Genomic DNA, 13,254 nt, shown 5'->3' with positions numbered 1-13,254 from the left:
TATAATAACTACTAGGTTAAATGGTTATGATGGAGGTTTAGAAATGAATGATAAAACCAGACTTGAAGCTTTGTCTTCATTTTTAAAAACGAAGCGATCCCAAATAAAACCTGAATCTATAGGTATACCTGCTGGTACACGGAGAAGAACACCTGGCTTACGAAGAGAAGAAGTTGCACATTTGGCGGGAGTTAGTACTACTTGGTATACGTGGCTAGAGCAAGGTCGGGATATAAAGGTCTCTACAAGCGTATTGGATTGCATATCTACAGCTCTACAATTAAATAATGATGAACGAGAGTATCTATATGATTTAGCTTTAGAAGTGAAATCATCCATTATTCATCGAAAGAAGGATCAGCCAAAACTTAGTCCTTCTTTGGAAAAAATTTTAGCTGAGTTAACGTATTGCCCTACTATCATTACAGATCGACATTGTCATATTGTAGGCTGGAACAATGCTGCTGCTCATGTATTTTTAGATTTTGAACAACTCTCAGATGACCAACGAAATTTGATCCATCTAGTATTTACAAGAAAAGAATTAAAAGCATTAGCTGTGAATTGGGAGCATTTTGTTAAAGGATTTCTTGCCATTTTTCGTGCATATTATGGCCACTACTTAGGTGATGAATGGTATAACCTATTTATTAAAGAAATGAGTAATTCTCACCCAGAATTTCAATCTTTATGGCAAGAAAGTCAAGTGAGTAAAGCACCAGAAATGATGATTGAATTTAGACATGCTAAAGCCGGAAAGATGCTATTTAATTTAACGTCTCTCCAAGTCCAGGGGGACATGGACTTAAGGTGCAGTATCTATACACCAGTAGAGGGAACAGCTACAGAAGATAAATTAAAACGATTAATGAAAAAAATCTCCATTGAAAGTTCATAAACCAGCATATTTACTGTGCTGAAAAATGCCAACTAAGGTGTTTTTTCTTATTAAGCTTAAGGGTGCGTAGCTTAAGATCGGAACTGTCTTTAAGGCAGTTTTTTTCTTTATGGAACTATCGGGGGAGGTTAGTTCCATTAGGTAAATATAATAAGGAATTCCCTGAAATTACATAAAAAAGGGATTATTGTTCAAAATAGCGAAAGATAGATGAGGGATTGTTATGAAAATTAGTCAAACAAGAAATTTCAATTTGGTAGCTAAATTAAATAAATATGTGCACGATTTACATTCAAATTTGTATCCTAAATACTTTAAGGAATATAACTATGAAAATGTGAAGGAAGTTTTCAAAAGTCTGGTTAATAACGAAAGTTTCATTTTCCTTTTGTTAGAAGATAACGAAGAAGCTCTTGGCTATGCTTGGATAGAGATAAGAGAATATCCAGAAAATGCGTTTAAAAAAGGATATAAGTCTGTTTATGTACACCAGATTAGCATAGTGGAAACAAAGAGAAATAAGGGTTATGGTTCAAGTCTTATGGAATGTATATATGAAATTGCAAACGATCGAGGAATAGATTTAATAGAATTAGATTATTGGTTTGAGAACAATATTGCAAAGGACTTCTATAAAAAGCAAAATTTTATAAAGTACAGAGAATTTGTTTATAAAGAACTGTAATTCTTAATGAACTAACAGGAATTAGCTGAAGATCAGCCTAAAGAACATGGCATTAAAAAAGCCTTGATTCTATGAAATCTCAGGCTATTTTGGCAGCTTAAAGTAAGGGAGATTAATTTTGTGGCGACTAAAAGGCGCTTTATTTGAATAAGGTTGTTTACGTTAAATCGTTCTATATAACATTGGAGCGATTTTTTTCATTTCTATCAGAGGTAGTACATTAACAATGTTCTTGTACGCTTTTTCAGTTATACGAAATCTAAGAAAAATTCTTGTTAACTGGATAGGTTAGAGAATCACTTTATAGAAATAGCTTGAAGAATTTATCACAGATGCAAAAAAAATTCCTAGTCCTAGGAAGGCTTTAGGCTTGATGATAAAGGTTTTTTAATATGTAAGATAGTAAAATTGGGAATTTCCAAAGAGTGCAGTGTGCAAAACAAGCGGTTTTACAGGGGGAATTAATTGGCATGATTTTTGCTTGTATAAATGATAAGTACATAGAGATAGGAGGGAGAGATGAATCGCCAACTACTCGGATTTGTTGGTAAGAGTCTCAGGGCGGCGGATTTTTGATTGTTCCCGATTTAATTTTTGTAACAAGGATGCCAATGATTGCAGCAATTGGATCTTCTCTGGTATCTGTTGGCACATTTGGGCTTATGACAGCTATAAGCTATAGCTCATCTGGCCTTGTAAACTGGTGGATAATGTTCGAATTTGTTGGAGGGGGAGTTGTCGGCGGAACAGTCGGAGCTTGGCTGGCAGCCCGCTTAAGCAAACAGCAGCGTACGCTGCATTATGTATTTTCTGGTGTTGTTATGTTGGTCGCCAGTTACATGCTAATCATTAATGCTAAAGCGTTAGATTGGTGAGCTACTTTATAAAATTGAGATGAGGAGATTAGAATGGCAAATATAAAGAATGACACACATTACAAAATTTTGATTGTTGGAGGGGGCAGTGCCGGAATTACGGTTGCAGCTCGTCTCCTGCGTGAATCTCGCGATCTGAGCGGAAATATTGCCATCATTGACCCTGCGACGAAACATTATTATCAGCCATTATGGACACTTGTGGGAGCTGGCGAAGCTGACAAAACTGTGACACAAAGGGAGGAAGCATCGGTTATTCCGAGCGGAGCCGTGTGGGTACAGGATGCGATAACCACATTTCAGCCAGATGAAAATGCTGTTGTTACAGCATCCGGAAAGAAACTGCACTATGAATATCTAGTTGTCGCTGCAGGGATTCAAATTAACTGGCATGAAATCAAGGGATTAAAAGAGAGTATTGGAAAGAATGGGGTATGTAGTAATTACTCTTATGATTATGTTGATAGCACTTGGGAGGCGATCAGAAACTTCAAGGGGGGGACTTCCATTTTTACCAATCCGAACACGCCAGTAAAATGTGGTGGAGCTCCTCAAAAAATTATGTATTTGGCAGAAGATCATTTCAGAAAATCAGGGGTTCGGCACCAATCTTCGGTTATTTTTGTTTCAGGTAGCCCATCCATATTCAATGTGAAAAAGTATGAACAGGCACTAAATAAAATAATTGAACGAAAAGAAATCGAGACATATTTTATGCATCATCTCATTGAAATTGACGGTGACAAGAAGCGAGCGACATTTGAAAATCTGAACACAAAAGAGCGTGTGGATATGCAATATGACATCATTCATGTGGTACCACCGATGAGCGCCCCTGATTTTATCAAGAATAGTTCCCTAGCAGCTAGCAATGGTTGGCTGAATGTAGATAAATATACGCTGCAGCATGACCGCTTTGACAATATATTTGGCATAGGGGATTGCACAAACTTGCCTACTTCAAAAACAGGGGCTGCAATTCGCAAACAAGCGCCCGTGCTTGTGCAAAATTTACTTCATCGGATGCGTGCCAAACAAATGGTTCATAAATATGACGGATATACATCATGTCCACTTGTTACTGGATACGGGCGGCTTATACTGGCTGAATTCAATTATGATTTACAGCCGCAAGAAACGTTTCCTATCGATCAATCCCGTGAGAGGTTCAGTATGTATGTATTGAAGAAAAACTTGCTTCCCGTTATGTATTGGAACGGGATGCTTAAAGGTATGATGTAATAGCATTTCTGATAGGCATAACAGAACCAGAAGTAAGCAAGGCCCTTAAAAGGAGGATAATTTATGCTACTCAAGTATTTTTATGATGAGAAACTGGCTCAGGCTTCATACCTTGTGGGATGTCAGGCTACTGGCGAAGCGATCATTGTCGATCCGTCACGTAATATAGAACCTTACTTAAAAACGGCAAGAGCACAAGGTGTGCGGATCGTGGGTGTAACGGAAACACACATCCACGCAGATTTTTTGTCGGGTTCACAGGAGCTAGCTTCAAGGCTTGGGGCCACATTGTATTTGTCTGATGAAGGAGGGGAGGACTGGAAATATGAGTACGCAACTGGGTATGAATACTGCTTTCTAAGAAATGGAGATGTATTTTCCATTGGGAATATCAATTTTGAGGTGGTACATACACCAGGACACACACCTGAACATATATCGCTGCTCGTAACAGATGGGGGTGAATCGAACAAGGATCCGCTCGGCATATTTACCGGAGATTTTGTATTCGTCGGTGATGTGGGACGTCCCGACCTACTAGAAAAAGCCGCAGGGGTGCACGGTTCTTCAGGAAAAATGGCAAGCATGATGTATCGATCTCTGCAGCAGTTTAAAAACCTTCCTGACTATCTGCAAGTATGGCCAGGGCATGGAGCGGGCAGTGCCTGTGGAAAAGCACTAGGTGCAATCCCGTCGTCAACCATCGGATATGAAAAACGGACAAATTGGGCATTGCAATATGATAATGAGGATCGCTTTATAGAAGCACTGTTGGCCGGACAGCCGGAGGCACCTCCTTATTTTTCAATGATGAAGCGGTTGAATAAAGAAGGAGCGCAGCAAATTCGAAGGATGGCAACACCACATCATATGGAGGTTTCAATAGATATTGTACAGGAATGGACGGATCAGGGAATTGTCATTGATACGCGTCCGGCCAGTGAATTTGCCACCAAGCATATACGAGGGGTAATTAATATCCCTTATAACAAATCATTTGTAACTTGGGCGGGATGGTTGTTGGATTATGACCAGCCTATATATCTTCTAGCATGCAATGCGGATGTGGCAGATATGATAAATGATCTCCAGTCCATTGGATTGGATCGCGTCGTTGCAACAATGGAACCATATATCATTGAGCAAGCAGGAGAATCTGATTCCCGTGTTATGAAGTATGAAGAAGTAACAATGGACCAGATAGAAGGCACGATTCAAACAGAACAAATATATGTACTTGATGTCCGTAGCATGGGCGAATGGGAGGAAGGCCATATTCCACAGGCAAGGCATGTAATGCTTGGTCATTTGAAGGAACAGGTACACAAAATTCCGCATGATAAACCAGTATTGGTTTATTGCAAAACCGGCGGAAGATCAGCGATCGCTGCAAGCCTTCTACAAGTTCATGGTTTTAAAGAAGTACAAAGTCTTGTAGGAGGTTATGAAGAATGGAGAAAACAGAAGAAGTTGAGACCCACCACAGATGCTTAATGAAATCTTTGAATTTTATCATCCATGCGAAAATACTTACCATAATTGCAAATGAGCTAATGCTTAGGATGAAAGAGTTTTTAAATAATGACCGCGGTATTAGGGAATTCAATCAAGAAATTCAATAAAAACAAGGAGATTATATAAGAGAAATGGGTTGGCATGACAATTGCATATATTCAGAGGCAAGTTACACAAGCAGAGGCAAGTTACACAAGCAAACATGAGAAGGAGAGATAGCGATGAAATATAATTTTGACCAAGAAGTCCGTCGACTGAACACTGACTGCGAAAAGTGGGATAATCTTGAAAATCATTTTGGCGTAAAGGATGTTATACCGATGTGGGTGGCCGATATGGATTTTCAGTCTCCACAACCTATCATCGAAGCATTAAAACAACGTGTGGAGCACGGAGTTTATGGCTACACGCTTAGACCGGACTCGTACATGGAATCCATTGTTGGTTGGCTGAAAAGAAGACATCGATGGTCCATTGAGAAAGAATGGATTACCCATAGCCCAGGAGTGATTCCAGCCCTATCGTTGGCGATTCAGTCCTTCACGCAGACAGGGGACAAAATAATAATCCAACCTCCTGTATACCATCATTTTGCCCGTGTGATTCAAGCGAACGGCCGTGAAATTGTAAACAACCCGCTTAAGCTTGAAAATGGGCATTATTCCATAGATTTTGCAGACCTAGAGGCAAAGATAGATTCAACGGTGAAAATGTTGATTTTGTGTAGTCCTCATAACCCAATTGGAAGGGTTTGGAGCAAAGAAGAATTGACGAGATTGGGACAGATTTGTATGAAGCATAACATTCTCGTTGTGGCAGATGAAATTCATTTTGACTTTGTTTATAAGACACATACTCACATTCCTTTTGCCTCTATATCAGAAGAGTTTGCCAAGCATTCTCTTACCTGCATTGCGCCAAGCAAAACTTTTAACCTGATGGGTGTACAGACGTCAAGTATCATTATTCCAAATCAACAACTGCGCGATAGGTATGATCGAGAACTTAATACATTATCCATTGGTTCGCCGAACATATTTGGTGTTGTTGCGTTAGAGGCTGCTTACCGACACGGAGAAGAATGGCTGGATCAGCTCCTTGAATATTTACAGGGGAATTTGGAGTTCACTCTGAGTTACTTCAGCAAAAACATTCCGCAAATCAAAGTCATCCAGCCTGAAGGCACATACCTTGTCTGGATGGACTGCCGGGAATTAGGATTTTCGGTTAAAGAAATGGATCAATTTATGTTGCAGAGAGCAAGGGTTGCAATGAATGAAGGGCACATTTTTGGTATGGAAGGTGAAGGGTTTATGCGACTTAATATCGCTTGCCCGCGTTCGATGTTGAAAAATGCTTTGGGTGGCATAGAAAAAGCTGTCTCCTCTTTGTGCAAAGCGTAGAAATTTATTTTATAATAAATTTATTTTATTATTTCATATAGCGCATTAGCAAAGGAGGATAATATGGCAGGCTTTATCGGCATGCAGCAGTTTATTCAAGATTACGCTGAGAACACAGCAGGAATCCTTGGTCTGGATATAACCGTGCTTGATGAAAAAGGCGTTCGTATTAGCGGAACTGGTTATTATAAAGATCTCATTGGCAAAACGGCTCCGGAAGGCTCCTTTTTCAGAATGATATTGGAAACAGGGGAGCCTGGAGTGGTTTACGATGTGAAAAAAGATGAGTCGCAGTGTAGGAGTTGTAAATTCGTAAATCAATGCAAAGAACTCGCTACCATCGGGTTTCCTATTGTAAAGCAAGACAAACCAGTTGGCGTCATCGGCATGATTGGTTTTTCCCATGAACAAAAGGAGAAAATGATTATAGAATCAGAGAATCTGATCCAGTTTCTACGGAATGTTAGTACATTGTTAGTCAATAAATTAGCAATGCTGGACCCTGATAAAGAACCGGGTTGCAAAATCCAAGAAGATATCCCGATACCCCCGAAATCTATTACTTTTGAAAACATTCTTGGTAAAGATTCCGGGCTTCAGGATGTTATTAAAAAAGCAAGACGGATAATAAACAGCCCTTCCACTGTCCTGATTAGGGGAGATAGCGGTACGGGTAAGGAATTATTAGCCAAAGCGATTCATTTCGAAAGCAAACGCCGGATGGATTCATTTGTAGCAGTTAATTGTGCAGCCATACCTGAGAGCTTGTTGGAAAGTGAGTTGTTTGGTTATGAAGGCGGATCATTTACCGGCTCAAGTCGGAATGGGAAAATGGGGAAATTCGAATTAGCGCACAACGGAACCATATTTCTTGATGAAATTGGAGATATGCCGCTTTTCTTGCAGCCAAAGTTATTACGGGTTTTACAAGAAAGAGAGATTGAAAGAATCGGTGGAAAAAAAGCAATCGAGATAAATGTACGGGTGATTGCAGCTACTCACCGAAACCTGGAGGAAATGGTGCAAAACGGAACTTTTCGCGAGGACTTATATTACCGTCTCAATGTCATCCCTCTCCATACCAAACCCTTGCGAGAGCGGCGTGATGATATCGCTTTGTATCTTGAACATTTCATGCATAAGCATTGTAAGATCATGCAAAGGCACCCATTGAGATTGGACCCAATGCTGGAGAGATGGCTTATACGCTATGATTGGCCGGGGAATATACGGCAGTTGGAAAACGCCGTAGAATATATGGCAAATATGGCTGAATCAGATATCGTCTCCTTCCATGACTTACCTGACTATCTGCTTCAACAGGATCAACTCTCTGTCGAGAGTAGAGGATTAAGTTTAGAACAAATGATTTCAGAATTTGAAAAAGACGTAATCCAGAGCTATTTCCTAGCTGAAAAATACCGGCATGATAAAGAACAAATTGCCCGGGAACTACAGATTAGCCTGTCTACTCTTTATCGCAAGTTGGAAAAATATAAATTATGTTAACTTCATAAAAAATATCTATTTTTCTCAATTAAGAGATACTAAAAATGAAAGCGGGAGAGTGTATATATCATTTTCTCGCCTGAATTTGACAGGGGTGAGGACAAAAGCAGAAGGGAGAAGTATTTTATAAAATGACTGAAAGTTCTAAAAATAATTAAAAACAGCCAACTGAGCCTTGTATACAAATTGAAGGGGGATACACTATGGGGAAATTAGAAGCAGAGATAAGTAACACCCTAGAAGAGCGAAATTCAAAAGCATCCTTACAAAGGAAGCTGAAACCCAGACATTTAACGATGATGGCTATTGGTGGCGCTATTGGAACGGGATTGTTTGTATCCAGCGGATCGACGATTAGCACTGCGGGGCCGGGAGGAGCGCTAGCAGCATACATTTTGGTAGGAATCATGGTCTATTTTGTCATGAATAGTTTAGGAGAGCTATCGGCCTTCTTACCGGTCCCGGGGGCCTTTGACATCTATGCCTCAAAGTATATCGATCCTGCGTTAGGCTTTGCGTTAGGTTGGAACTATTGGTATACAACCGCGATAACGGTTCCTGCAGATTTAGTGGCCTCTACTCTTATTATGAAATATTGGTTTCCGGACTCACCTACTATCTTGTGGAGCGCACTATTTCTGGGTTTGTTGCTAATCTTAAATGTTTTATCAGTCAAGGCATATGGGGAAAGTGAATACTGGTTTGCCGGTATTAAGGTCATCTCGATCATCGTATTTCTCGTTATTGGGGTTGCCATGATTTTTGGAATTATGGGAGGACATTCAGTCGGGTTCAATAACTTTACTCAAGGAGATGCTCCTTTCCATGGTGGGCTCGTATCTATCTTTAGTGTAGTGCTCATCGCGGGCTTTGCGTTCCAGGGAACTGAAGTGATTGCGACGGCAGCCGGTGAAACAGAAAATCCATCGAAAAACGTACCGAAAGCAATACGGTCAATCTTCTGGCGAATCCTTATATTCTACGTGTTGACGATTTTTGTTATCGGTTTGATTATCCCTTATACGGATCCAAACCTGCTTAAATCCGGCGTTCAAAATGTATCTATCAGCCCCTTCACGCTTGTTCTTCAGAGAGCTGGGTTGGCATTTGCCGCTTCCGTCATGAATGCTGTGCTTCTCACATCTGTTTTATCGGCAGCAAATTCAGCAATGTATGCTTCTTCACGTATGCTATGGGCACTGGCGAAAGAAGGAAAGGCACCACGAATCTTTGCACGGCTTAACAGGAGGGGAATTCCCATGTTGGCTCTCTGTACAACCGCTATTATAGGACTCGCCTCTTTTTTGGCATCCCTTTTTGGAAATGGTTCAGTATTTATTTGGTTGGTAAATGCTTCAGCCCTTACCGGATTTATCAAATGGTTCGGGATTGCCGTTAGTCATTACCGCTTCCGTAAGGCCTATGTAGCTCAAGGAAGAGATCTAAATGAATTGCCGTTTAAAGCCAAATGGTACCCGCTGGGCCCGGTTATCACGCTGTTGTTTTTTGTGGTTTTCATTCTTGGACAGACTCTTTTTTTCGGACATCAAATTGGCTGGGCAGAAATTATTGCCACGTACATTGGTCTTCCTATATTCTTGCTTCTCTGGCTTGGATATAAAATCATTAAGAAAACAAAAATAGTTCCTCTGATGGAGTGTGATTTTGAGCGCAAGGAATAAGAGGGAAGGCCTGTGTTGAATGTAAGCGTTTTATTTAAAGGGGAATTAAATTCAATTCCGTATGAATAGGATTACCAAAAAAAAAGAGGTGGTTTATATGATAAAAGAAACAATCATGACCAAAGAAGCCCCTAAGGCTATCGGTCCTTATTCACAAGGTATTAAAGTAGGAAATGTAGTGTATACTTCAGGGCAGCTGCCAATTCATCCTGAAACTGGAGAAATGCCTGATAATATTGAGGAGCAAACAAAGGTGTCATTGGAGAATCTTAAGAAGGTTGTGGAAGCGGCGGGAGCAAGCTTACAGCAGGTAATAAAAACAACGGTTTTTTTAAGTGATATGAGTCACTTTGCCGCGATGAATTATGTATATGGAGAATTTTTTACGGATAATTATCCAGCTAGAAGTGCGATTGAAGTTGCTCGTTTACCTAAAGATGCTATGATTGAAATCGAAGCGGTTGCTATGATTTAATCATAATAGTTGAAAAGAGAACAAAAGATTGATATTCTCTTTTCTTTAATTGACATATGGTTTAGTCTTAAACAGTGAATACAGGAGGAGATTTAATATGAATTTAGCACAATTCCCTAGACGACGATACACACCAACCGATACACCTATTGAGAAATTACATCATTTTTCCGAAGTTCTTGGGGGCCCATCCATTTATCTTAAACGAGATGATTTACTTGGTCTGACGGCTGGGGGAAATAAAACGAGAAAACTAGAGTTCCTTGTTGCCGATGCAATGGAAAAAGGTGCGGATACGTTAATTACATGTGGAGGCATTCAATCAAATCATTGCCGCTTAACACTAGCCGCTGCAGTTAAAGAGAAAATGAATTGTATCCTTGTGTTGGAAGAGGGACTTTCAAAAAATTCTGAGCCGGATTTTAACGGTAACTATTTTTTATATCATTTATTGGGCGCTGAAAAAATCAAAGTTGTGCCTAATGGGGCGGACTTAATGCAAGAAATGCAGAAAGTAGCTAATGAGGTAACGGAGAAAGGAAATCGACCTTACATAATACCAGTCGGGGGATCCAATGTGATTGGCGCAACGGGATATGTTGCTTGCGCTCAGGAGATTTTGTCACAGTCATTTAATCAAGGAATCGATATGAAGTCAGTCATTTGCGTAAGCGGCAGTGGGGGAATGCATGCTGGTTTGGTGACTGGATTTCACGGAAACCAAAGTGGAATATCGGTAATTGGAATAAACGTAAGCAGAGGAAAAGAGGAACAAGAAGAGAAAGTTTTTCAGCTTGTTAAAGAAACATCAACACACATCGGTATTCCAAATTCAATCCCTCGTGAGGCTGTTATGTGTTTTGATGAGTATGTCGGACCTGGTTATGCTTTACCTACGCCTGAAATGGTGGAAGCTGTCAAACTCGTAGCAAGAACAGAAGGGATTTTATTGGATCCGGTATATACAGGTAAGGCGGTAGCGGGACTTATTGATTTAATACAAAAAGGCACCTTTAAGCCGGATGATAATATTCTATTTGTACACTCTGGCGGCGCCTCATCGCTATACGCCAATACTTCTCTCTTTTATTGAAATTTAACTTATAATGTCGATAGTGTGACTCGTAAAAACAAAAAGAAAGATGCGAAAGGTAATATCCGATTCTGGTGTTAAGATTGCATTTATTGAAAGACGTCTATATTCCTTATAGAATTTTGTTTTTATGCAGCCATTCCAAATAGTTGATTCAGTTTAAAAGCAGTATTTTATGTTTTAAAAAAAACTTGATTAAGCGTTTTAATATGGCTAGGTCTTTAATGGACAAGCTATGAGTCATATAAATGAATAGGTTTGTAAGTTGAAAAAATGATCAAACTTTTTATAAATTCTATGTCAAATTTTAATGTTGAGTTTGTCAGAAATTAAAAATAGAGTTGCTACTACCATACAGTAATAGCAACTCTATTTTTCGTTTATTGTGGATTTTGATCATTTATAATTAAGATAGGGATTGATAGAAGAAATATAAAACAATTTATTTCTTCAACTAAAGTGGCTGTTTAGGTCAATAAGAAGTCAAATTTATTTTAGTTATTTCATCAAGAGCAAAAAAGAGCTCTATCAGCTACGTGGCCGTGTAGGGCGATCCAATCGGGTAGCATATGCTCATCTTACATTGCTTGAATCTTTCGAGAAAATAAAGGTATAATTAATTGACGATAAAAGATAATGAGGTAGGAAAAAAATGATTGCAAAAACAGAAGAAGATTTTAATGGTTTGAAGGAAATTGGCAAAATTATCGCTTACATTAGAGATGAATTGGTACAAAGAACAATTCCTGGGATAACGACTAAAGAACTTGATGATATAGCCGGAGAACTTTTAGAAAAAGCAGGTGCAGTTTCAGCTCCAAAAGGTGAATATGATTTTCCTGGCTATACTTGCATTAGTCTAAATGAAGAAGTGGCACATGGTATTCCGGGTAATCGGGTTATTCATGAAGGGGATCTAGTAAATATAGATGTATCTGCTTCAAAGAACGGTTATTTCGCAGATACAGGAATCTCATTTGTAGTAGGAGAAGGAGAAGAAGTATTAACGAAAATATGCGACGTTGCTAAAATGGCATTTGAAGCAGGCCTTAAGAAAGCAAAACCCGGTTCCAAAAAAAGTAGAATCGGAAAAGCAGTATTCGAAACAGCGAGGCAGCATGGATTCACTGTTATCAAAAACCTTACAGGACATGGTGTTGGACGTAGAATACATGAAGCACCTGACCATATTTGTAATTATTATGATCCATGGGATAATGAAATATTAAAGGAAGGGATGGTTATCGCATTCGAACCATTTATCTCAACCTTTGAAGAAGAAGTATTCCAAATGGAAGACGGTTGGACCTATGCTACAGAAAAAAGCTATGTAGCTCAATTGGAACACACGATTATCCTTACTAAAAATGGTCCGATTATTGTCACACTTTAATTCAAGCATACACGAAAAAGACACGTATGAATTAGTTCCAAGCAAAAGGGTTGTCAAAATCAGCAATATGCCTTGGGCTTTTGTCGCTAACGAATGAGTTAGTGAAAGGAGTAGGGGTTGAGGTTTTTGGCGTCACTTTGTTAGATCTCACATAGAAGTACAAAAAAAGGATCTCCATTTTGAACTGCACCCCAATTGTTAGACAACATCTAACAATTGGAGGTGCAGTTTTTTTGACTAAATATACGATAGACGAAAAATTACATGCAGTTTTAGAGTACTTAGAAGGGAAAAAATCCTATAAATCCATTGCACAAGAAAGAAATGTAGGTTTATCCCCTCTGAAAAGATGGGTCGCTCGCTATCTAAAACATGGGATGGAAGGACTTGCTTCATCCTATACAAATTACACTCTGCCCTTTAAACTAGAGGTACTTAAATATATGAACGAATATGGGGCATCAATCAACGAGACCGCTGTACA

Annotated in this window: 13 protein-coding genes; all 13 read left to right on the top strand. The window is 39.3% G+C overall.

Features of this window, described 5'->3' with window-relative positions; all coding sequences use genetic code 11:
• Window positions 1–43: 43 nt before the first annotated feature.
• Window positions 44–898, top strand: a complete 855-nt coding sequence (locus LQ203_RS25265; RefSeq protein ID WP_230162439.1) for a helix-turn-helix transcriptional regulator — start codon at window positions 44–46, stop codon at window positions 896–898.
• Window positions 899–1,121: 223 nt separating this feature from the next.
• Window positions 1,122–1,583 (top strand): GNAT family N-acetyltransferase, encoded by a 462-nt coding sequence (locus LQ203_RS25260; RefSeq protein ID WP_230162437.1) that lies wholly within the window; start codon window positions 1,122–1,124, stop codon window positions 1,581–1,583.
• Window positions 1,584–2,155: 572 nt separating this feature from the next.
• The gene (locus tag LQ203_RS25255; RefSeq protein ID WP_290370649.1) at window positions 2,156–2,458 is read left to right on the top strand and encodes a TSUP family transporter; all 303 of its coding nucleotides are present in this window, start codon (window positions 2,156–2,158) and stop codon (window positions 2,456–2,458) included.
• Between the two features lie 33 nt (window positions 2,459–2,491).
• Window positions 2,492–3,700: an FAD/NAD(P)-binding oxidoreductase gene (locus LQ203_RS25250; RefSeq protein WP_230162436.1), complete on the top strand. Its 1,209-nt coding sequence runs from the start codon at window positions 2,492–2,494 to the stop codon at window positions 3,698–3,700.
• Window positions 3,701–3,763: 63 nt separating this feature from the next.
• Window positions 3,764–5,194 carry an MBL fold metallo-hydrolase gene (locus LQ203_RS25245; RefSeq protein WP_230162434.1) on the top strand — a complete coding sequence of 477 codons (1,431 nt, stop codon included), beginning with the start codon at window positions 3,764–3,766 and terminating at the stop codon, window positions 5,192–5,194.
• Window positions 5,152–5,322, top strand: a complete 171-nt coding sequence (locus LQ203_RS25240) for a hypothetical protein (RefSeq protein ID WP_230162432.1) — start codon at window positions 5,152–5,154, stop codon at window positions 5,320–5,322. The genes LQ203_RS25245 and LQ203_RS25240 overlap by 43 nt, the downstream gene beginning before the upstream one ends.
• A 114-nt stretch (window positions 5,323–5,436) precedes the next feature.
• Window positions 5,437–6,618 carry a MalY/PatB family protein gene (locus LQ203_RS25235; protein WP_230162430.1) on the top strand — a complete coding sequence of 394 codons (1,182 nt, stop codon included), beginning with the start codon at window positions 5,437–5,439 and terminating at the stop codon, window positions 6,616–6,618.
• A 63-nt stretch (window positions 6,619–6,681) separates the two neighbouring features.
• Complete coding sequence (locus tag LQ203_RS25230) at window positions 6,682–8,127, top strand: sigma 54-interacting transcriptional regulator (protein WP_230162427.1); 1,446 nt, start codon at window positions 6,682–6,684, stop codon at window positions 8,125–8,127.
• A gap of 203 nt (window positions 8,128–8,330) precedes the next feature.
• Window positions 8,331–9,809: an amino acid permease gene (locus LQ203_RS25225; protein WP_230162426.1), complete on the top strand. Its 1,479-nt coding sequence runs from the start codon at window positions 8,331–8,333 to the stop codon at window positions 9,807–9,809.
• A gap of 97 nt (window positions 9,810–9,906) precedes the next feature.
• Complete coding sequence (locus LQ203_RS25220) at window positions 9,907–10,284, top strand: RidA family protein (protein ID WP_290370648.1); 378 nt, start codon at window positions 9,907–9,909, stop codon at window positions 10,282–10,284.
• Window positions 10,285–10,381: 97 nt separating this feature from the next.
• Window positions 10,382–11,377 (top strand): D-cysteine desulfhydrase, encoded by a 996-nt coding sequence (locus tag LQ203_RS25215; protein ID WP_230162424.1) that lies wholly within the window; start codon window positions 10,382–10,384, stop codon window positions 11,375–11,377.
• Between the two features lie 652 nt (window positions 11,378–12,029).
• Entirely contained in the window at window positions 12,030–12,770 is a 741-nt protein-coding gene (gene map, locus LQ203_RS25210; protein ID WP_230162422.1) for a type I methionyl aminopeptidase, read from the top strand.
• Window positions 12,771–13,003: 233 nt separating this feature from the next.
• A partial coding sequence (locus LQ203_RS25205; protein ID WP_230155323.1) for a transposase occupies window positions 13,004–13,254 on the top strand: 251 nt, incomplete at its 3' end.

Source organism: Peribacillus sp. Bi96, from assembly GCF_918698115.1.
Taxonomy (GTDB): domain Bacteria; phylum Bacillota; class Bacilli; order Bacillales; family DSM-1321; genus Peribacillus.
The sequence above is the reverse complement of the archived record's forward strand: the minus strand, read 5'-3'. Positions and strand labels throughout refer to the sequence as shown.

Coding starts and splice junctions, on each gene's coding strand:
- LQ203_RS25265 (WP_230162439.1), top strand. CDS start 44: ATGAATGATAAAACCAGACTTGAAGCTTTGTCTTCATTTTTAAAAACG.
- LQ203_RS25260 (WP_230162437.1), top strand. CDS start 1,122: ATGAAAATTAGTCAAACAAGAAATTTCAATTTGGTAGCTAAATTAAAT.
- LQ203_RS25250 (WP_230162436.1), top strand. CDS start 2,492: ATGGCAAATATAAAGAATGACACACATTACAAAATTTTGATTGTTGGA.
- LQ203_RS25245 (WP_230162434.1), top strand. CDS start 3,764: ATGCTACTCAAGTATTTTTATGATGAGAAACTGGCTCAGGCTTCATAC.
- LQ203_RS25240 (WP_230162432.1), top strand. CDS start 5,152: ATGGAGAAAACAGAAGAAGTTGAGACCCACCACAGATGCTTAATGAAA.
- LQ203_RS25235 (WP_230162430.1), top strand. CDS start 5,437: ATGAAATATAATTTTGACCAAGAAGTCCGTCGACTGAACACTGACTGC.
- LQ203_RS25230 (WP_230162427.1), top strand. CDS start 6,682: ATGGCAGGCTTTATCGGCATGCAGCAGTTTATTCAAGATTACGCTGAG.
- LQ203_RS25225 (WP_230162426.1), top strand. CDS start 8,331: ATGGGGAAATTAGAAGCAGAGATAAGTAACACCCTAGAAGAGCGAAAT.
- LQ203_RS25220 (WP_290370648.1), top strand. CDS start 9,907: ATGATAAAAGAAACAATCATGACCAAAGAAGCCCCTAAGGCTATCGGT.
- LQ203_RS25215 (WP_230162424.1), top strand. CDS start 10,382: ATGAATTTAGCACAATTCCCTAGACGACGATACACACCAACCGATACA.
- map (WP_230162422.1), top strand. CDS start 12,030: ATGATTGCAAAAACAGAAGAAGATTTTAATGGTTTGAAGGAAATTGGC.